The sequence below is a fragment of the Streptomyces thermocarboxydovorans genome, from assembly GCF_039524635.1.
In the GTDB taxonomy this organism is placed as follows: Bacteria; Actinomycetota; Actinomycetes; order Streptomycetales; family Streptomycetaceae; genus Streptomyces; species Streptomyces thermocarboxydovorans.
In genome coordinates this window covers 18020-40231 of record NZ_BAAAGU010000002.1, presented here as the reverse complement: position 1 = coordinate 40231, position 22212 = coordinate 18020, and the positions used below count along the sequence as shown (strand labels likewise).

Below are 22212 nucleotides of genomic sequence, written 5' to 3'. Positions count from 1 at the left end.
CTCGGAACCATCAAGAGCGCACAGATTTCGACGGGGCGATTGCTTCGATACTGTTCGAGTCCTAGGGTGACCCTGGCTCAGTGGTTACTCCGTCACCACCAGGTGTGATCCGCGCCCGCAGCAACGCCCCTTGCCCTCAGTCCGCGCAGCTCTCTGTCGTACCGAGGAAGGCCACGCCATGCCGCACCTGCCCGTCACCCCCGTCAGCCGGCGCCGGCTGCTGGAGTCCGGTGCCGCCGCCCTCGGCGCCCTCACCCTCTCCGCCGCGCTCCCCGGCACCGCGCAGGCCGCCCCTCGGCGCCCGGCGGCCGAAACCCCCGAACCGGCCGACGCCCCTGAATGGAACGGCCGCATCTCCGTCTTCCGGGTGGGCACCGAACCCCCGCACGCCACCCTGATGCCGTACGCGGACGCCGACCAGGCCCTGGAAGCCGACCGCACCCGCTCGCCCTACCGGCTGAGCCTCGACGGCCGCTGGAAGTTCGCCCACGCCGACCGGCCCGACGACCGGGACCCCGACTTCCACCGCACCGACCTCGACGACAGCGACTGGGACACCATCCCGGTCCCCTCCTGCTGGCAGCTGCACGGCTACGACAGCCCCATCTACGTCAACATCAACTACCCGTGGTGGGGCCCCAACGGCCTGGGGGAGAACGCCCAGCCGCCCGCCGCACCGACCCGCTACAACCCCGTCGGCCAGTACCGGCGCACCTTCACCGTGCCCCGCGGCTGGTCGGGGCGGCGCACCTTCCTGCACTTCGAGGGCGTCAAGTCCGCCCACTACGTATGGATCAACGGCGAACTGGTCGGCTACAGCGAGGACTCCTACACCCCCGCCGAGTACGACATCACCGAGCAGCTCAGGCCCGGCACCAACCAGATCGCCGTGGAGGTCTACCGCTACTCCGACGGCGACTGGCTTGAGGACCAGGACATGATCCGGCTGAGCGGCATCTTCCGCTCGGTCTACCTGTACTCCACCCCGGCCGTGCATCTGCGCGACTTCAAGCTGGACCCCGTGCTCGGCGACGACTACCGCTCGGCCGAGCTCAAGGTCACGGCACAGGTGCGGGCTTACACGGAGGCGGCGCGGGAGACGGGGAAGCACACCGTCGACGTGCAGCTCTACGACGCCCGCGGCCACGCCGTCTGGTCCCGCCCGCTGCGCCGGACCGCCGACGTCACCTCCGTGCCCGCCGGAGAGGACGTCACCGTCGAGGCCGCCCAGGCCGTGCCCGACCCCCGGCTCTGGTCCGCCGAGGACCCCTACCTCTACACCGCCGTCCTCCAGCTCCGCGACCCCGCGGGCAAGGTCGTCGAAACCCTCTCGCACCGCGTCGGCCTGCGCGAATTCGCACTCAAGGACGGCCTGATGCGCATCAACGGCAAGCCCGTCTCCTTCCGCGGCACCAACCGCCACGAGATGCACCCCGAGCGCGGCATGTCCCTCACCCGTGACGACATGGTGAAGGACATCCGCATCATCAAACGGCTCAACATCAACTCCGTGCGCACCTCGCACTACCCGGACAACCCGCTCTGGCTGGAACTCGCCGACGAGTACGGGCTGTACCTCATCGACGAGACCAACCTCGAGACCCACGGCATCCGCGGCGAGTACCCCGGCGACCACCCCGACTGGACCGAGGCGTGCGTGGCCCGCGCGCAGAACATGGTCCACCGCGACAAGAACCACGCCTCGGTGGTCATCTGGTCCCTCGGCAACGAGGCCGGCGGCGGCAGCACCTTCACCGCCATGCACGACTGGATCCGCTCCTACGACCCCACCCGCGTCATCCAGTACGAGGGCGACGACCGCCCCGGCATCAGCGACATCCGCTCCAAGATGTACGAGAGCCCCTCCCGCGTCGAGGCCCGGGCCAAGGACACCAGTGACACCCGGCCCTACGTGATGATCGAGTACTCGCACGGGATGGGGAACTCCAACGGCAACTTCAAGAAGTACTGGGACGTCGTGCGCCGTTACGACGTCCTCCAGGGCGGCTGGATCTGGGACTTCGCCGACCAGGCCCTGCGCCAGCCGGCCCCCGCCCGCACCCTGTTCACCGAGTCCGGCCCCGCCGCCCTGCGCGGCGAGATCGTCAACCCCAGCGGCTCCTTCAGCCGGGACGAGGGCCTGTCCGGCGGCACCGTCTTCGCCCGCGACGAGCGCCTGGACCTCACCGGATCGCTGACGCTGGAGGCGTGGATCACCCCGAAGGTCACCGGCTACCACCAGCCGGTGATCGCCAAGGGCGACACCCAGTACGCGCTCAAACAGACCGACCGGCGGCTGGAGTTCTTCATCCACGGCGGCGGCCAGTGGATCAGCGCGGCCTGGAATCTCCCGGACGACTGGACCGGCCGCGAACACCACATCGCGGGCGTCTTCGACGCCGACGCCGGCACCCTCACCCTCCTCGTCGACGGCACCGTACGGGCCACCCGCGCCACCACCCGCCGCCCGGACAACAACACCGCGCCGCTCTCCCTCGCCACCGATGTCGACAACCCCACCCGCGAGTTCAGCGGCACCATCCGCAGGGCCCGCGTCTACGCCCGCGCCCTGACCGCCGCCGAACTCGCCTCCGACGCCCGGCGCCCCGGCGACGACGGCGTCCGCTTCTGGTTCGACGCGGCCGACGTCCACGTCACCCGCAAGCGGCCGAAGGACCGCACCTTCCTCGCCTACGGCGGCGACTGGGGCGACAACCCCAACGACGGCGCCTTCTCCGGCGACGGCATCATCACCGCCGACCGCCGCCACACCGGCAAGGCCGCCGAGGTCAAACGCATCTATCAGGCCGTCCACGCCCGCCCGGCCGACGGCGACACCCTCACCTCGGGCCGGCTGACCCTCACCAACGAGTACCTCTTCACCAACCTGCGCGCCTTCGACGGACACTGGACCCTCGTCGCCGACGGCAAGGCCGTCCAGCGCGGGCGGCTGACCCGCGAGCAGCTGAACGTGCCGCCGCAGTCGAGCAAGGACATCACCGTGCCCGTACGGCTGCCCCGCCACCCCGCACCCGGCAGCGAGTACTTCCTGCAGCTGTCCTTCACCACCAAGGAACGCACCCCCTGGGCCGACCCCGGCTTCGAGATCGCCGCACAGCAGCTCCCGCTCGACGCCGGCGCCCCGCCCGTGACACCCGTACCGCTGGACCGCGTCCCGGCGCTGCGCCACGACGAGAACGAGCAGAAGATCACCGTCACCGGCAAGGACTTCACGGTCACCGTCGACAAGCGCAGCGGCACCATCACCTCCTACGAGGCCCACGGCGTCCGCCTGATCACCTCGGGCCCGGTGCCCAACTTCTGGCGTGCCCCCACCGACAACGACCGCGGCAACGGCCACCACACCCGCAACCAGACCTGGCGCGACGCCGGGGCCCGGCGCAAGGTCACCGGGGTCGAGGTGCGCACCCTGCGGGACCGGGCCGTGCGGATCACCGTCACCGGCACCTTGCCGACCACCACCGAGTCGGCCTGCAGCACCACGTACACCGTCTTCGGCAACGGCGAGATCAAGGTCGACAACGCCCTGCACCCCGGCTCCGCCGCCCTTCCCTACATCCCCGAGGTCGGCACTCTGCTGCTCCTGCCGCGCGGCCTGGACCGGCTGCACTACTACGGCCGCGGCCCCGAGGAGAACCACTGGGACCGCGCCGACGGCACCGACGTCGGCCTCCACTCCGGCACCGTCGCCGGCCAGTGGACCCCCTACCTGCGCCCCCAGGAGAACGGCAACCGGACCGATGTGCGCTGGGCCGCCCTCACCGGCCGCGACGGCACCGGCCTGCTCGTCTCCGGCGAGCCCCTCGTGGAGATCAACGCCTCCCACTTCACCCCGGAGGACCTGTCCTGCGGAGTGCGCCACGACTACCAGCTCACCCCGCGGGACGCGGTCGTCCTCCGGGTGAACCACCGGCAGATGGGCGTCGGCGGCGACAACAGCTGGGGCGCCCACACCCACGACGAGTACAAGCTGTTCGCCGACCGCGACTACCGGTACACATACCGGCTGCGCCCCCTGACCGACGTACGCCGGGCGACCGAACTCTCCCGGCGGCCCACCGCGGAGGAGTGACACCTTCCCCTGCTTGACACCTTCCCCTGCTTCGTCGCCCGAAGGGCGACCCGGGTTGGCGCAGCCCACACCACCACCATGTCGGATTCCCGCCAGCATCGGCGGCCCAGGTCGCCGATGCTGGAGCCATGCACCAGGGGATGCACACCGAGACCGAGCGCTGCGTACGCGCCGTCCAGTCCAAGGACGCGCGCTTCGACGGCTGGTTCTTCACCGCCGTCCTGACCACCGGCATCTACTGCCGGCCCAGCTGCCCCGTGGTGCCGCCCAAGCCGCGGAACATGGTCTTCTACCCGAGCGCGGCGGCCTGCCGGCAGGCCGGATTCCGGGCCTGCAAACGCTGCCGCCCCGACACCAGCCCCGGCTCCCCGGAGTGGAACCGGCGCGCCGACCTGGTGGCCCGCGCCATGCGGCTGATCGCCGACGGAGTCGTGGACCGCGAGGGCGTCCCCGGCCTCGCCGCCCGCCTCGGCTACAGCGCACGGCAGATCGAACGCCAGCTGCAGACCGAGCTCGGCGCCGGCCCCCTCGCCCTGGCCCGCGCCCAGCGCGCCCAGACCGCACGCCTGCTGATCGAGACCACCGATCTGCCCATGGCGCAGATCGCCTTCGCCGCCGGCTTCTCCTCCATCCGCACCTTCAACGACACCGTCCGCGAGGTCTACGCGCTCGCACCGGGCGAGCTGCGCGCCCGCACCTCGCCCACCGGCCGCAACGGCACCACCGGCGCCCTGACCCTCCGCCTGCCGTTCCGCGCCCCGCTCAACCCCGACAACCTCTTCGGCCACCTCGCCGCGACCGCCGTCCCCGGAGTGGAGGAGTGGCGCGACGGTGCCTACCGGCGCACCCTCCGCCTGCCCCACGCCCACGGCATCGTCGCCCTCACCCCGCGCCCCGACCACATCGCCTGCCGCCTCACCCTCGGCGACCTGCGCGACCTCCCCGTCGCCATCAGCCGCTGCCGCCGCCTGCTCGACCTGGACGCCGACCCCGTGGCGGTCGACGACCAGCTCCGCACCGACCCCGCGCTGGCACCCCTGGTCGACAAGGCCCCCGGACGGCGCGTCCCGCGCACCGTCGACGCGGCGGAGTTCGCCGTACGGGCCGTCCTCGGCCAGCAGGTGTCGACCGCCGCCGCCCGCACCCACGCCGCCCGCCTGGTCACCGCACACGGCGAACCGGTCGACGACCCCGAGGGCGGCCTCACCCACCTCTTCCCCTCACCGGAACACCTCGCCGAACTGGACCCGGACGCCCTCGCCCTGCCCCGCATCCGGCGCACCACCCTGCTCACCCTCGTCCGCCGACTCGCCGACGGCACCCTCCACCTGGGCGAGGAGAGCGACTGGCCCGAGTCCCGCACCCGCCTCCTCGCCCTCCCCGGCTTCGGCCCCTGGACGGCCGACGTCATCGCCATGCGCGCCCTCGGCGACCCCGACGCCTTCCTCCCCACCGACCTCGGCGTCCGCCGCGCCGCCCACCACCTCGGCCTGCCCTCAACCCCGGCCGCCCTCACCGCCCGTGCCGAGACCTGGCGCCCCTGGCGCGCCTACGCCGTCCAGTACCTCTGGGCCACCGACAACCACCCCATCAACTCCCTCCCGGCCTGACCGAAGCGAACGCCCCTCCATGGACATGAAGCAGCACACCGTCATCGACAGCCCCTACGGCCCCCTCACCCTCGTCGCCGACGACGGCGTCCTCAGCGGCCTCTACATGACCGACCAGCGCCACCGCCCACCCGAGGAGATTTTCGGCGCCCGCGCCGACCACGCCGACACCCCCTTCGCCGAGGCCCGCGAGCAACTCTCCGCCTACTTCGCAGGCGACCTGACCCACTTCACCCTCGGACTCCGCCCCCACGGCACCCCGTTCCAGCGCCGCGTCTGGGCCGAGCTCACCCGCATCCCCTACGGCGAGACCCGCACCTACGGCCAGCTCGCCGCCGCCCTCGGCAACCCCAAGTCCTCCGGCGGCGTACTCGATCAGGGAGGGGCGCGGCCGGTGGTCCATGCCGACCGGCTTGCCGTCGAGCAGGAGGTCGGGGCGCAAGTCGGCCTCCGTGTGCCCGGCGGGTTCCGCCTCCAGGGAGGCCAGGGCGCGAAGGGCCGGCTTCGAGGTGGGGGTGAGGGGCTGGTCGGTGATGGAGACGATGTTGGGGAGGAGGTCCCCGAACTCGAACAGGCCGTACTCGCCGGTCGTGCACAGCAGCCGGCCGGCCGGTGTCGTACTGATCCAGGTGGCGAACGGGTCGCGCGGGCCCTCGTCACCCCGGCGGCGCGGCGCGCCGTGATGGGCCGTCACGGCGGTGAGGTCGGCGGTGATCAGGTGGGTGTGGTCTCCGGAGCCGGTGGCCGCGACGGTTCCGTCGGGGAGGACGCACAGGGCTTTGGCCCAGGCCAAGTCGTCGCCCGGCCCTGTCGTGGTCCCGCCGAACGTCGTGTGCTGGGGCAGGAACCCGAACTGCCCCGAGACCGCCGTGGCGAGAACGGTGCCGTCGGGCGCGTACCTGGTCAGCAGCGCATAGCCGAGGTCCGCCTTCGCCGGGTCGTGGGCCGACAGCGGCTGTGACCGGGCGTCAGCCGGTGTTCTCGGCGGCGATCCTGCGCAGCAGCTGGGGGAGCGCGGTGCCGATGGGGTCGCGGATCACCTCGTCCGCCAGGTCGTCGTACGGCGTCGGCTCCGCGTTGACGATGACGAGGCGGGCGCCGTGGTCGGCGGCCACGCCGGCGAGACCCGCGGCGGGCTGGACCTGGAGGCTGGTGCCGGCGGCGATGAAGACCGTGCAGGCCTTGGCGATGGCGAGGGCCTCGCTCAGCACCTCGGGGTCGAGGTTCTCCCCGAACATGACGGTCGCCGTCTTGAGGATGCCGCCGCACTCACGGCACGGCGGGTCGTCCTCGCCGGCCTCCAGCCGGGCCAGGGCGTCCGCCAGGGAGCTGCGGGCGTGACAGGAGGTGCACACCACGCTGCGGGCGGTGCCGTGCAGTTCGAGGACCTTGCGGTCGGGCATGCCGGCCAGCTGGTGCAGACCGTCGACGTTCTGCGTGATGACGCGCACCGGGACGCCGGAGCGCTCCAGTTCCGCGATGGCGCGGTGCGCGGCGTTGGGCTCGGCGGACAGGGTCCGGTTCTTGCGCCGCATCTGCCAGGAGCGCCGCCGGATCTCCGGGTCGCTCATGTAGTACTCGTACGTGACGAGCTTCTCCGCCTCCGGGTCGCTGCGCCACAGCCCGTTGGGGCCGCGGTAGTCGGGGATGCCGGAGTCGGTGCTGACGCCGGCGCCGGTGAGGAGGGCGACAAGAGGCTTGCTCATGGGGCGAGGGTAGGGCGGAGGGGAGCGGCACGGCGAGCGGAAATTGGCGGTGAGGTCAGGTCTGTACGCGGCCGGCTGGCGGTCAGTGCACCGGGTTGCCGTCCTCCAGCTCGGCGGTGCCCGCGCCGGTGTCGAGCACGTCGAGTGCGGCGAGGACACGGCGGCCGAGGGCCCCGGGAAGGTGAGCGGTCAGCTCCTCGCGCGGCACCAGCTTCCAGGACAGCAGCTCCTCCTCCTGGAGGCGGATCGCGGCCAGGTCCTTCTCGTCGAGCACCCCGCCGTCGTACAGGTAGGCCACCATCGGCGGCCGTCCCTCGCCGCTCACCCAGTCCACCGCCAGCAGCCGGCCCAGCTCCCGGTCCAGCCCGGTCTCCTCGGCCGTCTCGCGCCGCGCCCCCTGCCGCGGGGTCTCCCCGTCGTCCGACTCGATGGTGCCGCCCGGCAGCGCCCAGCCCTCCCGGTAGTTCGGCTCCACGAGCAGCACCCGCCCCTGCGCGTCCCGGAACAGGGCGGCGGCCCCGGCGAAGATGCGCGGGAGGGTGGCGAGATAGGCGGCGAAGTCCCGAGCGTCGTCAGTGGTGGCGTCAGTGGTGGTCATATCGGCAGGGTAACGGCGCGGCCGGGCCCACCTGCGGCGACGTCGCCTGGCCGGCCCGGGCGCACGGCAGCACACGCCGGTCCCGTGACCGGCATCGCGCGTCGCATGCGCCGGGGGCACGGACGGGACGAGAACACGGACCGATCCCGCGCTCAAGCACGGACCGATCCCGCGCTCAAGGTCGGGCCCTCGGCGGCACCACCCAGATGCCGAAGCCGTAGGAGCCGATGGCCTCGGCGATGCCGATGCACAGCAGGGCGTAGTGCTCCTGGCCGCGGGCCGTGGCGATGCCGCCGAGGTCCGTACGCCGTCGGTCCTACGCCTCGGGACCCTGCGCCAGCCGCAGGGTGCGCTCGGCGAGTTCGCTGATGCGGACGCCGTCGAAGCCGAAGACCGCGCTGCGCACGGTGTCCTCCAGCGGACCCTTCCACTGCTGGGGGATGGCCGCGGCGCCGCACAGGACGCCCGCCACCGAACCGGCGGTGGCCCCGTTCGAGTCGGTGTCGAGGCCGCCGCGGACGGTCAGGGCGATGGTGCGGGTGAAGTCGCCGCCGCCGTGGAGCAGCCCGGCGGTGATGACGGCGGCATTGGGGACGACGTGGATCCAGTTCAGCCCGGCCGTCTCCTCCTCCAGCGTGGCCAGCGTCTCCTCCCAGGACAGGCCCGTTTCGTGCAGGGAGGCCACGCGGCGGACCGTGCGGGCCAGGCGGCAGCTCGGCGGGATCACCGTGAGCGCATCCTCCACGGCGTGCCGCACCGTGGGCGCGGTGAACGCCGCCGCGATCAGCGCCGCGGCCCACATCGCGCCGTACACGCCGTTGCCGGTGTGGGACAGCACCGCGTCCCGGCGGGCCAGCGCGGCGGCGCGGCGCGGGGCGCCGGGGGAGGTCCAGCCGTGGATGTCCGCGCGGATCAGGGCGCCGATCCACTCCTGGTAGGGGTTGTCGTACGTGGCGGTCAGCGGGGGCCTGAGACCGTTGGCGAGGTTCCGGTAGGCGGCGCGTTCCGCGGTGAAGGTCTGCAGGTACGGCAGCCGCAGCAGCCACAGGTCGCCGACCTGCTCGGTGGTGAAGCCGAAGCCGTACGTCTCCAGCAGGTCCAGGCCCAGGACGGCGTAGTCCACGTCGTCGTCGCGGCAGCTGCCGTGGATGCGGCCGCGGACGCAGTCCCGCCACTCCGGGCGCAGGTCCCGGCCCATGCTCTCGGTGAGCGGCTCGGGGATGTAGTCGGTCAGGGGGAGGGCGCCGGTCTGCCGCAGATAGCGGTCGATGCGCTGCCTGGTCCACACATCGCCCCGCTCGACCGGCTTGCCGAGCATGTTGCCCGCGATCCGGCCGAGCCAGCCTCCGAGGATGCGGTCGGCCAGGTCCGGCATTCCTGCACCAGTCCGCGCAGCGGTCATGACGTCGGTCATGGCTTCGGTCTACCCGGTCCGCCGGATTCCGCACGCCGCCGCACGGGCCACGCCGCACGGTTCATGCCGCAAGGGCCACTCCTTACCGTCCACGCCGCACGGGCCACGCCGGACCGTCCACGCCGGACCCTCCCCCCCCCGTACGGGCGCGTCGTACGGTCCACGGGGCGGTCGGGGAATGACGGCGGCGGGGGCCGAAGGTTAAGGTCACAGCGGCGCGACTGGCCCGCGCACGGCGTGCGGGGCCCGAGTAGCGAGGGGAAGACAAGTGGCTGACGCAGTCAGCGGTACCTGGTCCGAGCAGTCGGCGCGGCCGGCTCAGCGGGTGCTCGTCGCCGCGGACAAGTTCAAGGGGTCCTTGACGGCCGTGGAGGTCGCCGAGCGGGTGACGGCCGGGCTGCGCAGGGTCGTGCCGGACGTCCGGGTCGAGGCGCTGCCGGTCGCCGACGGCGGCGACGGCACGGTGGCGGCGGCGGTCGCGGCGGGATTCGAGCGGCGGGAGGTGCAGGTCACCGGTCCCACCGGGGACGAGGTGACCGCGGCGTACGCGCTGCGCGACGGCACCGCGGTCGTGGAGATGGCGGAGGCGAGCGGCCTCCAGCGGCTGCCGGAGGGCGTCCTCGCGCCGCTCACGGCGACCACGTACGGCTCGGGCGAGCTGCTGCGGGCCGCGCTGGACGCGGGTGCGCGGACCATCGTGTTCGGGGTGGGCGGCAGTGCCACCACGGACGGAGGCGCGGGCATGCTCTCCGCGCTGGGCGCGCGGTTCCTGAAGGCCGACGGGGAGCCGGTGGCGCCGGGCGGCGGCGGCCTCGCCGACCTGGCGAGCGCGGACCTGTCCGGCCTGGACGAGCGGCTCTCCTCGATCGAGTTCGTCCTCGCCAGCGACGTCGACAATCCGCTCACCGGCCCGAAGGGCGCACCGGCGGTGTACGGCCCGCAGAAGGGGGCGTCCCCGGAGGACGTGGAGCGCCTGGACGCGGCGCTGGCGCACTACGCGAAGGTGCTGGAGGGGGAGCTGGGTGCGAAGGCCGCCGAGCTGGCCGCCTCGCCCGGCGCGGGCGCGGCCGGCGGCATCGGCTACGGCGCGCTGCTGGTCGGGGCGCGGTTCCGGCCCGGCATCGAGGTCATGCTGGACGTCCTGGGCTTCGCCCCGGCGCTGGAACGGGCCGACCTGGTGATCACGGGGGAGGGCTCCCTCGACCAGCAGACCCTGCACGGCAAGGCCCCGGCGGGCGTGGCCTCGGCGGCACGCGCGGCCGGCAAGGAGGTCGTCGCGGTCTGCGGCCGCCTGGCCCTGCCCCCGGAAACCCTCGGCAAGGCCGGCATCCGCAGGGCCTACGCGCTCACGGACATCGAGCCTGACGTCCAGAAGTGCATCACCGAAGCGGGCCCCATCCTGGAGCGCACAGCCGAACGCATCGCCCGCGACTTCCTGACCTGACGGGTTCCGCTCCCGCCCAGCGCACGGCGTCTCGGTCGGCTGCGAGGGCGCCTGGCCCTCCGGACGGACTCGGCGGGCAGCAGCACAGCAAAAGACCCCGGACCTTCTCAGGTCCGGGGCCCTAGCTCAGCTCACGGTCACGGCAGCTGTGCCGCCCGCGCCTCGCGGCGGTTGTCGCGGAAGTTGTTCACCCGGCGAGCCGTGGCGAACAGCGGGATCACCGCGCCCATCACCAGCTGCAGGGCGCACCCCGTCTGCAGCAGCAGCTGGCCGCTCGGGGCGTCGAAGGCCCAGGCCGCCAGGAGGCCCATGGACAGGACGATCCAGGTCAGCATGGCCACGGCCAGCCGGCCCCGCGGCTTCGGGTACTCGACGCGGCTCACCATCAGCCAGGCCGTGCCGAGGATCGCCAGCAGGGTCGCCACGAACGGCAGCTCCAGCAGCACGATCGACACGACCGTCAGCGCTCCGAACGGCGAGGGCATGCCCTGGAACGTGCCGTCCTTGACCGTCACGCAGGAGAATCTCGCCAGCCGCAGCACCACCGCGAGCAGGACGACGATCGCCCCGACCGCGGCCACCCGCTGGTGCGCGTCGTCCGCGACCATGCCGTAGACCAGCACGAAGTACGCCGGCGCCAGGCCGAAGCTGATCAGGTCCGAGAGGTTGTCCAGCTCCGCACCCATCGGCGAGCTGCGCAGCTTGCGCGCGACCAGCCCGTCGAAGAGGTCGAAGACCGCCGCACACAGCATCAGGATCACCGCGGTGGCAGCGCTGTGGCGGGCCATGCCCGTCTCCTGGCTCCCGGTGAGGTGCGGGATCAGGATGCCGGTGGTGGTGAAGTACACCGCCATGAAGCCACAGGTGGCGTTGCCCAGGGTGAGGGTGTCCGCTATCGACAGGCGCAGCGAGAGAGGCATCTCCTCCTCGTCGTCCTCGTCGGCCTCCGGCACCCAGCCGGCCTGAGTCTCCGGATCAATCACGGTCAATGCGAGTCACCCCAGCCACCGTCTTCTGCCCGACTTCGACCGCGACCTCCACGCCCTCGGGCAGGTAGAGGTCGACCCGCGAGCCGAACCGGATCAGACCGATCCGCTCGCCCTGCTCGACCTTGGTGCCCTGCGGCACGTAGGGGACGATGCGGCGGGCCACCGCGCCGGCGATCTGGACCATCTCGATGTCGCCGAGCTCGGTGTCGAAGTGCCACACCACCCGCTCGTTGTTCTCGCTCTCCTTGTTGAAGGCGGGAACGAAACCACCGGGGATGTGCTCGACGGACGTGACCGTGCCGGCCAGCGGCGCGCGGTTCACGTGGACGTTGAGCGGGCTCATGAAGATGGCGACCCGGGTGCGGCCGTCCTTCCACGGCATGATGCTCTGCACCACACCGTCGGCGGGCGAGATGACCCGGCCCTGGGCGATCTCGCGCTCGGGGTCGCGGAAGAACCACAGCATCCCCGCCGCCAGCGCGGTGGCGGGAACGGCGATGGCCTTCGCCGCGCCCGAGCGGCGGGCACGGAGAAGGCTGACGGCTGCGGTGGCGACGGTCGGCAGAAGCCACGGCGATGCTCCGCGCGCGAGGCGTACGCCGGCGAGGCTGTCGCGAGGTGCAGAGTTTTGGCTGTGGGGCATGGATGACCTTCGTAGCGGATGATGCCGCGCACTTGCGGGGGACGGCGGCTTTCCGGCGATCGTAGCGGCTCCCGGCCGCAACTGGGTAAGCCAGTCAGCCGAGTCAGCGCCAGAAACGTGCATACGGGGTGTGATCCTGTTCTCCAAGAAAACACCCCGTATCCGGACATCTAGCCCTGGAGCCGATACTCTTCGAGCAGTCGGCGGCCGATGATCATTTTCTGGATCTCGGCGGTGCCTTCACCGATCAGCAGCATCGGGGCCTCCCGGTAGAGGCGCTCGATCTCGTACTCCTTCGAGAAGCCGTAGCCGCCGTGGATCCGGAAGGCGTCCTCCACGACCTCCTTGCAGTACTCGCTGGCGAGGTACTTCGCCATGCCTGCCTCGAGGTCGTTTCGTTCCCCGGAGTCCTTTTTGCGCGCTGCGTTGACCATCATCGCATGCGCGGCCTCCACCTTGGTGGCCATCTCGGCCAGCTTGAACTGAATGGCCTGGTGCTGGGCGATCGGCTTGCCGAAAGTGTGACGCTGCTGGGCGTACTGGACGCCGAGCTCGAAGGCACGCTGAGCGACGCCGCAGCCACGCGCCGCGACATTGACCCGGCCGACCTCCACGCCGTCCATCATTTGGTAAAAACCTCGGCCGGTGACCCCGCCGAGCACCCGATTTGCCGGAATGCGCAGGCCGTCCATGATGAGCTCGGTCGTGTCGACGCCCTTGTAGCCCATCTTGTCGATCTTCCCGGGGATGGTCAGGCCGGGACGGACCTCGCCGAAGCCCGGCTCCTTCTCCACCAGGAAGGTGGTCATCGACTTGTGCGGCGGAGTGCCCTCGGGGTGTCCTTCGTCACTTCGCACCAGAACGGCGACCAGAGAGGACGTTCCGCCGTTCGTCAGCCACATCTTCTGGCCGTTGAGGACGTACTCGTCGCCGTCCCTGACCGCCTTGGACGTGATCGCCGACACATCGGAGCCCAGGCCCGGCTCCGACATGGAGAAGGCGCCGCGGATGTCGCCGGCCGCCATCTTCGGCAGGAAGTAGTCCTTCTGCTCCTGCGTGCCGTGCTGCTTGAGCATGTACGCCACGATGAAGTGCGTGTTGATGATGCCGGACACCGACATCCAGCCGCGGGCGATCTCCTCCACGCACAGCGCGTACGTGAGCAGCGACTCGCCCAGACCCCCGTACTCCTCGGGGATCATCAGACCGAACAGGCCGAGTTCCTTCAGCCCGTCGACGATCTGCTGCGGGTACTCGTCACGGTGCTCCAGCTCGGTGGCGACCGGGATGATCTCCTTGTCCACGAAGTCGCGGACGGTGGCGAGGATCTCCTGCTGAACGTCGGTCAGACCGGCGGTCTGGGCGAGACGGGCCATGGCCTACTTCTCCTGCTGCTTCAGTTCCGGGCGGCCCGGCTGCTCGCCGCCGCGCTCCTTGATGTACGTCTCCGTCGGCACCATGACCTTGCGGCGGAACACGCACACCAGCGTGCCGTCCTGCTTGTAGCCCTTGGTCTCCACGTGGACGATGCCGCGGTCGTTCTTCGACTTCGACGGCCACTTGTCGAGGACGGTGGTCTCGCCGTAGATGGTGTCGCCGTGGAAGGTCGGCGCCACGTGCTTGAGCGACTCGATCTCCAGGTTGGCGATCGCCTTGCCGGAGATGTCCGGCACGCTCATGCCGAGCAGCAGCGAGTAGATGTAGTTCCCGACGACGACGTTCTTGCTGAAGTCCGTCGTCTTCTCCGCATAGTTGACGTCCATGTGGAGCGGGTGGTGGTTCATGGTGAGGAGGCAGAACAGGTGGTCGTCGTACTCGGTGACCGTCTTGCCCGGCCAGTGCTTGTACGTCGCCCCGACCTCGAACTCCTCGTAGGTGCGTCCGAACTGCATGACGGTCAGGCCTCCGGGATCTCGAACTTCGACGTGCGCTGCATGCCGGCGGCGCGTCCCTTGCCGGCGATGACCAGGGCCATCTTGCGGCTGGCCTCGTCGATCATCTCGTCGCCGAGCATCGCCGAGCCCTTCTTGCCGCCCGCCTCGGACGTGTAGTACTCGTACGCGTCCAGGATCAGCTCGGCGTGGTCGTAGTCCTCCTGCGAGGGCGAGAACACCTCGTTGGCGGCGTCGACCTGACCGGGGTGCAGCACCCACTTGCCGTCGAAGCCGAGCGCGGCGGCGCGGCCGGCCACCTCGCGGAAGCCGTCCACATTGCGGATCTGCAGGTAGGGGCCGTCGATCGCCTGGAGGTTGTTGGCGCGGGCCGCCATCAGGATCTTCATCAGGATGTAGTGGTAGGCGTCCGCCGGGTAGCCGGGCGGCTGCTCGCCGACCACCAGCGACTTCATGTTGATGGACGCCATGAAGTCGGCCGGGCCGAAGATGATGGTCTCCAGGCGCGGGGAGGCCTGGGCGATCTCGTTGACGTTGTTCAGGCCCTGCGCGTTCTCGATCTGCGCCTCGATGCCGATGCGGCCGACCTCGAAGCCCATGGTCTTCTCGATCTGCGTCAGCAGCAGGTCCAGGGCGACGACCTGCTGGGCGTCCTGGACCTTCGGCAGCATGATGCAGTCGAGGTTCTGGCCGGCGCCCTCCACCACGGTCACCACGTCGCGGTAGGTCCACTCGGTCGTCCAGTCGTTGACCCGCACGACCCGGGTCTTGCCGGTCCAGTCGCCCTCGTTGAGGAACTTCACGATGGTGTGCCGCGCCTCGGGCTTGGCGAGCGGTGCGCAGGCGTCCTCCAGGTCCAGGAAGACCTGGTCCGCGGGGAGGCCCTGGGCCTTCTCCAGGAAGCGCGGGTTCGAGCCCGGTACCGCCAGGCAGGAACGCCGGGGGCGAAGTCTGGAGGTGCCGTCCCGCAGGGACGCCGTCTGAGGGTGGTGGTGGGAGACGGGCGGGCGGTTGACCGTAGTCATGCGGGGACCTCCAGGGGGTCGAGCTTGTTCGCTTTGCGGATCTCGTCGACGATGCGGCCGATGATCCCGGTGATGTCGAAGTCCTTCGGGGTGAAGACCGCGGCCACTCCGGCCGCCCGCAGCTGTTCGGCGTCACCGCTGGGGATGATGCCACCGGCGATCACCGGTATATCTGTGGCACCTGCCACATGCAGCCGCTGGAGCACGTCCGGCACCAGCTGGGCGTGCGACCCGGAGAGGATCGACAGGCCCACCGCGTGCACGTCCTCGGCGAGTGCGGCGTCCACGATCTGCTCCGGGGTGAGCCGGATGCCCTGGTAGACCACCTCGAACCCGGCGTCGCGGGCTCGCACGGCGATCTGCTCGGCGCCGTTGGAGTGGCCGTCCAGGCCAGGCTTGCCGACCAGGAAGCGCAGCTTGCCGACGCCCAGCTCCCGGGCGGTCAGCTCCACCTTGCGGCGCACCCGGGCCAGCGCGGTGCCCTCCTCGGCGGTGACCGCGACCGGCGCGGAGGACACGCCCGTCGGGGCGCGGTACTCGCCGAACACCTCGCGCAGGGCGCCGGCCCACTCGCCGGTGGTGACACCCGCACGGGCGCACTCCAGGGTGGCCTCCATCAGGTTCTCGGTGCCGCGGGCGGCCTCCTTCAGCCGCTCCAGCGCCTTGCAGGGGCGCGGGTGGTTGAAGGGCGGCTGGTAGCGGGTGTCGCGCCACCTCTGCAGCGACTCGATCACCCGTGCCTCCACGGCCGGGTCCACGGTCTGGATCGCGGTGTCCAGATCGGCGGTGAGCGGGTTGGGCTCGGTGCCCTCGAAGATGTTGACGCCGACGATCTTCTCCTCGCCGGACTCGATCCGCGCCCGCCGCTCGGCGTGCGAGGCGACCAGCTGGGACTTGAGGTAGCCGGACTCCACGGCGGCCATGGCGCCGCCCATCTCCTCGATGCGCTGCATCTCGGCGAGGGAGTCGGCGACCAGCTGCTCCACCTTGGCCTCGATCACCTTCGAGCCCTCGAAGATGTCGTCGTACTCCAGCAGGTCGCTCTCGTAGGCGAGCACCTGCTGGATGCGCAGCGACCACTGCTGGTCCCAGGGGCGGGGCAGGCCCAGCGCCTCGTTCCAGGCGGGCAGCTGCACGGCGCGGGCGCGGGCGTCCTTGGAGAGGGTCACGGCCAGCATCTCCAGCACGATCCGCTGGACGTTGTTCTCCGGCTGCGCCTCGGTCAGGCCGAGGGAGTTGACCTGGACGCCGTAGCGGAAGCGGCGGTGCTTGGGGTTCTCGATGCCGTACCGCTCACGGGTGATCTTGTCCCAGATGCGGCCGAACGCCCGCATCTTGCACATCTCCTCGATGAAGCGGACGCCCGCGTTCACGAAGAAGGAGATGCGGGCGACCACATCGCCCTTGCGCTCCTCGGGGATCTGGCCGGAGGCGAACACCGCGTCCAGCACGGCGATCGCGGTGGACATCGCGTAGGCGATCTCCTGCACCGGCGTGGCGCCCGCCTCCTGCAGGTGGTAGCTGCAGATGTTGATCGGGTTCCACTTGGGGATGTTGTTGACCGTGTAGCAGATCATGTCGGTCGTCAGCCGGAGCGACGGTCCCGGCGGGAAGACGTGCGTCCCGCGGGACAGGTACTCCTTGACGATGTCGTTCTGCGTGGTCCCCTGGAGCTTGGTGATGTCCGCGCCCTGCTCCTCGGCGACGACCTGGTAGAGCGCCAGCAGCCACATGGCGGTGGCGTTGATCGTCATCGAGGTGTTCATCTGCTCCAGGGGGATGTCCTGGAACAGCCGGCGCATGTCACCGAGGTGCGCGACCGGCACGCCGACCCGGCCGACCTCGCCGCGGGCGAGGACGTGGTCGGGGTCGTAGCCGGTCTGCGTCGGCAGGTCGAACGCGACCGACAGACCCGTCTGGCCCTTGGCGAGATTGCGCCGGTACAGCTCGTTGGACGCCTCGGCGGTCGAGTGACCGGCGTAGGTCCGCATGAGCCAGGGACGGTCCTTCTGACGCTCTGTCATGCCCCGGCCCTCAGACGTTCCGGAAGCGGTTGATGGCGTCGATGTGCTTGGCGCGCTTCTCGTGGTCCCGCACGCCCAGACCCTCCTCGGGGGCCATGCAGAGCACGCCGACCTTGCCCTGGTGGAGGTTGCGGTGCACGTCGAAGGCGGCCTGGCCGGTGTCCTCCAGGGAGTACACCTTTGACAGGGTCGGGTGGATCTTGCCCTTGGAGACCAGGCGGTTGGCCTCCCAGGCCTCGCGGTAGTTGGCGAAGTGCGAGCCGACGATCCGCTTCAGCGACATCCACAGGTAGCGGTTGTCGTACTGGTGCAGGTAGCCGGAGGTGGAGGCGCAGGTGGTGATGGTGCCGCCCTTGCGGGTGACGTAGACGCTGGCGCCGAAGGTCTCGCGGCCGGGGTGCTCGAAGACGATGTCGATGTCCTCGCCGCCGGTGAGCTCGCGGATGCGCTTGCCGAAGCGCTTCCACTCCTTGGGGTCCTGGGTGTGCTCGTCCTTCCAGAACCGGTAGTTCTCGGCGCTGCGGTTGATGATCATCTCCGCGCCCATCTTCCGGCAGATCTCTGCCTTCTCCTCGCTGGAGACGACACACACCGGGTTGGCGCCGCCGGCCAGCGCGAACTGGGTGGCGTAGGAGCCGAGGCCGCCGCTGGCGCCCCAGATCAGCACATTGTCGCCCTGCTTCATGCCGGCGCCGTTGCGGGAGACCAGCTGCCGGTAGGCGGTGGAGTTGACCAGGCCGGGCGCGGCGGCCTCCTCCCAGGTGAGGTGGTCCGGCTTGGGCATCAGCTGGTTGGACTTCACCAGCGCGATCTCCGCCAGGCCGCCGAAGTTGGTCTCGAAGCCCCAGATGCGCTGCTCGGGGTCGAGCATCGTGTCGTTGTGGCCGTCGGAGGACTCCAGCTCGACGGAGAGGCAGTGCGCGACCACCTCGTCGCCGGGCCGCCAGGCGTTGACGCCGGGGCCGGTGCGCAGCACCACGCCGGCGAGGTCGGAGCCGATGATGTGGTACGGCAGGTCGTGCCGCTTGGCCAGCTCGCTGGTGCGGCCGTAGCGCTCCAGGAAGTTGAAGGTGGGCAGCGGCTCGAAGATCGAGGTCCACACCGAGTTGTAGTTGACCGAGGAGGCCATGACGGCCACCAGGGCCTCGCCGGGGCCCAGTTCGGGCAGCGGCACCTCGTCGAGGTGGAGCGACTTGCGCGGGTCCTTGTCGCGCGTGGAGAGGCCGGCGAACATCTCCGTCTCGTCCTTGTGCACGGTGATCGCGCGGTACGACTCGGGGAGCGGCAGGTTGGCGAAGTCCTCCGACGTGGAGTCGGGCGACTGGATCGCGGCCAGGATGTCCTTGACGGTCACGGTGTTGCCTCCGGCGAAGAGCGCCCTGAGGGAGGGACGCTGAGGGTTACGTCGGTGCTGCTGAGGGTTCGAGGTGGTGCCGTCGGTTCGGCGGTGGTGCTTCGGCAGCGCTTTGTGGCGCGGGAGGTTGCCTGTGACGCAGGCGTCCGGGTCGCGAAGTGGCTCGCGGGGACACCCCGGACACCCTCAACGTATGACACCGCGTGTCACCCCGCAAGGCACTGAGTGCCAGAACTTGCTCTCAGATGAAATCTTTACGTAACAGATGAGCGATGATCGATCGAATCGGGGGTGCGAGCGGCACCAAAACGGGCCCTGACATGCCAAAACGGCCACCCGGTGGGATGGCCGTTGTCACAGCGGAGCGGTGCCCGGTCAGCGCTCCTTGAGCGCCTGCTCGATGGTCCGCATCACCTCGTCGAGCGGGGCGTCCGTGCGGGCCACGGTGACCAGCACCTCGCCCTGCCCGGTCGTCCGGGCGGCCGGCTGCTCCGGTGCGGCGGTGCGGCGGCCCGCCATGATGCCGCTGCCGAAGGTCTTGCGGACGATGGCGAACGCGTGGTCCAGCTGGGCCTCCACGTCCCCCTGGCCGCCCGCCCGCAGCCAGCGCCGCAGCACATGGTTGTGGGCGGTGACGACCGCGGACGCCGCGACCTCCGCCAGCAGCGGGTCGTCGCCCACCGTGTCGCGGTGCGCGTGCTCGTCGAAGTGGCCCAGGAGATAGCGGGTGAACAGCCGCTCGTAGCGGGCCACCGAGGCGATCTCCGCCTCGCGCAGCGTGGGCACCTCGCGCGTCAGCTTGTAGCGGGCGACCGAGATCTCCGGCCGCGCCGCGTACATCTTCATGACCTCCTTGATGCCGCGGCACACCGTGTCGAGCGGATGCTCGTGCGGAGGAGCGGATTTCAGCACCGCCTCGGCGCGGACCAGGGTGTCGTCGTGATCGGGGAAGATCGCCTCTTCCTTGGAGCGGAAGTGGCGGAAGAACGTGCGGCGGGCGACCCCGGCCGCGGCCGCGATCTCGTCGACCGTGGTGGCCTCGTACCCCTTGGTCGCGAAGAGCTCCATCGCGGCGGCCGCGAGTTCCCGGCGCATCTTCAGCCGCTGGGCGGCGGCGCGGGAGCCTGCGGCACTCTCCGGCGGCTCGGTCGTGGCGGGCGTACGTGCGGACTTGGCGGGCTGGGACATGCCCCGAACGTACTGCATGTGCGCAGCTCGGTGCGCATGACCGGCCCCCTCCCCGCCCTCGCAGGGCGGGGAGGAGCTGCTGCGCGCGGCAGGCGCGAGGCGGTCGGGGCCGAGCAGCCCGCCCCACTCCGCGCCTGCCTGGAGCCAGTCGCCGGGGCGCTGCTCAGCGCTTGGCATATTCGCGGAAGCCACGGCCCGTCTTGCGGCCGAGGCAGCCCGCGGCCACCAGATGCTCCAGCAGCGGCGCCGGAGCGAGCCCCGGGTCGCGGAACTCGCGGTGCAGGACCTTCTCGATCGCCAGCGAGACGTCCAGGCCGACGACGTCCAGCAGCTCGAAGGGACCCATCGGGTAGCCGCCGCCCAGCTTCATCGCGGTGTCGATGTCGTCCAGCGACGCGTAGTGCTCCTGCACCATCTTGATCGCGTTGTTCAGGTACGGGAACAGCAGCGCGTTAACGATGAAGCCGGCCCGGTCGCCGCAGTCCACGGCGTGCTTGCGGATCCTGCCGCAGACCTCGTGGACGGTGGCGTGCACGTCGTCGGCGGTCAGCACCGTGCGGACCACCTCGACCAGCTTCATCGCCGGGGCCGGGTTGAAGAAGTGCATGCCGATCACGTCCTGCGGACGCGAGGTGGCACGGGCGCAGGCCACGACCGGCAGCGAGGAGGTGGTGGTGGCGAGCACCGCGCCCGGCTTGCAGACCTTGTCCAGCGTGGCGAACAGCTGCCGCTTGATCTCCAGGTCCTCGGCGACCGCCTCCACCGCGAGATCGACGTCGGCGAAGTCGTCGTAGGAACCGGTCGGCCGGATCCGCCGAAGCGCCTCGGCGGCCGCCTCGGCCGTCATCCGGCCCTTGTCCACGGAACGCTGCAGCGACTTGCCGATCCGCGCCTTGGCGGCCTCGGCCTTCTCCGCGCTGCGCGCGGCCAGCACCACGTCGTAGCCGCCCTTGGCGAACACCTCGGCGATGCCCGACGCCATGGTGCCCGAGCCGGCCACGCCCACCGAGCGGACCGGACGGCCCTCGACCAGCGTGCCGCCCTCCAGCGGGGTGAGCGCGTCCCGGACGACCTTGCCGCTGCCCGGCGCCTCGTAGGTGTAGAAGCCGCGGCCCGCCTTGCGGCCCGTCAGACCCGCCTCGCTGAGCTGCTTGAGGATCGGGGCGGGGGCGTGCAGCCGGTCGTGGGAGGCGGCGTACATGGCCTCCAGGACCGTGCGGGCGGTGTCGATGCCGATCAGGTCCAGCAGCGCCAGCGGGCCCATCGGCAGGCCGCAGCCCAGCCGCATCGCGGCGTCGATGTCCTCGCGGGAGGCGTACTTGGCCTCGTACATCGCGGCGGCCTGGTTGAGGTAGCCGAACAGCAGGCCGTCGGCGACGAATCCGGGCCGGTCGCCGACCGACACCGGCTCCTTGCCCAGGTCCAGGGCGAGATCGGTGACGGCGGTGACGGCGGCGGGCGCGGTCAGCACCGAGGAGACGATCTCCACCAGCTTCATCTTCGGGGCCGGGTTGAAGAAGTGCATGCCCAGCACCCGCTCGGGGCGGGCGGAGTCGGCGGCGAGCCGGGTCACGGACAGGGCGTTGGTGCCGGTCGCCAGGATCGTCTCCGGGCGCACGATGCCGTCGAGTTCACGGAAGATCTGCTGCTTGATCTCGTACGACTCCGGGACGACCTCGATCACCAGATCGGCCTCGGCCGCGGCGGACAGCTCGGTCGAGGTGGTGATGCGGGCCAGGAGCTCGGTGCGCTCCTGCTCGGTGAGCCGGCCGCGCTCCACGGAACGGGCCGTGGAGGACTCCAGGGCGGCCAGGCTCTTGGCGGTCTGGGCCTCGCTGATGTCGATGCCGACGACCGTGCGGCCGGCCTGGGCGAGGACCTCGGCGATGCCGGTGCCCATCGTGCCGAGACCGACCACGGCGATGTTCTTCAGCGGGGACAGGGGGGTGTCGGACAGGGGAGTGGCCATCGAGGGACTCCAGGAATGAGGGTGACGACGAAAGAGGTGCCCGGGTGCGCCGAGGGCGCACCGGGTGCTCCATGAATGCGGGTGTGACCGGGCTGCAAGCGCACACGCCCGGTGCCGCCGCGGTCCGGGCGCGCACACGCCCGTCACCGGCGGCGGATCCGACCGGCCCTGTCCCGAGGCCGAGCCGTACAGGTACACACAGGTACCGAACCGACTGCGCTCACGGCGGCCGCGTCACCAGACCACCGTGAGAGATGCGAGTG

General features: G+C 70.9%; 15 protein-coding genes and 1 pseudogene. 4 read left to right on the top strand and 12 right to left on the bottom strand.

Annotated features, from left to right (window positions below; translation table 11 throughout):
* Positions 1–178 precede the first annotated feature (178 nt).
* The 3 genes and pseudogenes from ABD198_RS01135 to ABD198_RS01125 all read left to right on the top strand — a co-directional run.
* A complete protein-coding gene (locus ABD198_RS01135) occupies positions 179–4093 on the top strand; it encodes a glycoside hydrolase family 2 TIM barrel-domain containing protein (protein ID WP_343997370.1) in 3915 nt (1304 codons plus the stop codon).
* A gap of 128 nt (positions 4094–4221) precedes the next feature.
* Positions 4222–5703, top strand: coding sequence for an AlkA N-terminal domain-containing protein (locus ABD198_RS01130; protein ID WP_343997369.1), 1482 nt, complete (start codon positions 4222–4224; stop codon positions 5701–5703).
* 25 nt (positions 5704–5728) lie between these two features.
* A pseudogene (locus ABD198_RS01125) lies at positions 5729–6100 on the top strand (methylated-DNA--[protein]-cysteine S-methyltransferase); the annotation flags it as partial.
* Between the two features lie 571 nt (positions 6101–6671).
* Here the strand turns inward: ABD198_RS01125 and ABD198_RS01120 are convergent.
* The 3 genes from ABD198_RS01120 to ABD198_RS01110 all read right to left on the bottom strand — a co-directional run bounded on the left by ABD198_RS01120 (position 6672) and on the right by ABD198_RS01110 (position 9421).
* Positions 6672–7409, bottom strand: a complete 738-nt coding sequence (locus tag ABD198_RS01120; RefSeq protein WP_343997368.1) for an SIR2 family NAD-dependent protein deacylase — start codon at positions 7407–7409, stop codon at positions 6672–6674.
* 82 nt (positions 7410–7491) lie between these two features.
* The gene (locus ABD198_RS01115; protein WP_343997367.1) at positions 7492–8007 is read right to left on the bottom strand and encodes an NUDIX domain-containing protein; all 516 of its coding nucleotides are present in this window, start codon (positions 8005–8007) and stop codon (positions 7492–7494) included.
* Positions 8008–8323: 316 nt separating this feature from the next.
* Positions 8324–9421, bottom strand: a complete 1098-nt coding sequence (locus ABD198_RS01110) for an ADP-ribosylglycohydrolase family protein (RefSeq protein ID WP_343997366.1) — start codon at positions 9419–9421, stop codon at positions 8324–8326.
* Between the two features lie 325 nt (positions 9422–9746).
* Between ABD198_RS01110 and ABD198_RS01105 the strand changes: the two genes are divergently transcribed.
* Positions 9747–10865: a glycerate kinase gene (locus ABD198_RS01105; RefSeq protein WP_343997488.1), complete on the top strand. Its 1119-nt coding sequence runs from the start codon at positions 9747–9749 to the stop codon at positions 10863–10865.
* Positions 10866–11002: 137 nt separating this feature from the next.
* Here ABD198_RS01105 and pssA read toward each other — a convergent pair whose 3' ends face one another.
* The 9 genes from pssA to ABD198_RS01060 form a co-directional block, all read right to left on the bottom strand.
* Entirely contained in the window at positions 11003–11818 is an 816-nt protein-coding gene (pssA, locus tag ABD198_RS01100) for a CDP-diacylglycerol--serine O-phosphatidyltransferase (RefSeq protein WP_167997911.1), read from the bottom strand.
* A 22-nt stretch (positions 11819–11840) separates the two neighbouring features.
* Positions 11841–12497, bottom strand: coding sequence for a phosphatidylserine decarboxylase (locus tag ABD198_RS01095; protein WP_343997365.1), 657 nt, complete (start codon positions 12495–12497; stop codon positions 11841–11843).
* 170 nt (positions 12498–12667) lie between these two features.
* On the bottom strand, positions 12668–13873 hold the full coding sequence (locus ABD198_RS01090) for an acyl-CoA dehydrogenase family protein (protein WP_343997364.1): 1206 nt from the start codon (positions 13871–13873) through the stop codon (positions 12668–12670).
* Between the two features lie 3 nt (positions 13874–13876).
* Positions 13877–14389, bottom strand: coding sequence for a MaoC family dehydratase (locus ABD198_RS01085; RefSeq protein WP_343997363.1), 513 nt, complete (start codon positions 14387–14389; stop codon positions 13877–13879).
* Between the two features lie 5 nt (positions 14390–14394).
* Positions 14395–15414 carry an HpcH/HpaI aldolase/citrate lyase family protein gene (locus ABD198_RS01080; RefSeq protein ID WP_343997362.1) on the bottom strand — a complete coding sequence of 340 codons (1020 nt, stop codon included), beginning with the start codon at positions 15412–15414 and terminating at the stop codon, positions 14395–14397.
* The gene (locus ABD198_RS01075) at positions 15411–17438 is read right to left on the bottom strand and encodes a protein meaA (protein WP_343997361.1); all 2028 of its coding nucleotides are present in this window, start codon (positions 17436–17438) and stop codon (positions 15411–15413) included. Before ABD198_RS01075 ends, ABD198_RS01080 begins: the two co-directional genes overlap by 4 nt.
* Before the next feature lie 10 nt (positions 17439–17448).
* The gene (ccrA, locus tag ABD198_RS01070) at positions 17449–18792 is read right to left on the bottom strand and encodes a crotonyl-CoA carboxylase/reductase (protein WP_343997360.1); all 1344 of its coding nucleotides are present in this window, start codon (positions 18790–18792) and stop codon (positions 17449–17451) included.
* 375 nt (positions 18793–19167) lie between these two features.
* The gene (locus ABD198_RS01065) at positions 19168–19980 is read right to left on the bottom strand and encodes a TetR family transcriptional regulator (protein WP_343997359.1); all 813 of its coding nucleotides are present in this window, start codon (positions 19978–19980) and stop codon (positions 19168–19170) included.
* A 163-nt stretch (positions 19981–20143) separates the two neighbouring features.
* Positions 20144–21949, bottom strand: a complete 1806-nt coding sequence (locus ABD198_RS01060; protein ID WP_343997358.1) for a 3-hydroxyacyl-CoA dehydrogenase family protein — start codon at positions 21947–21949, stop codon at positions 20144–20146.
* Between the last annotated feature and the right edge of the window lie 263 nt (positions 21950–22212).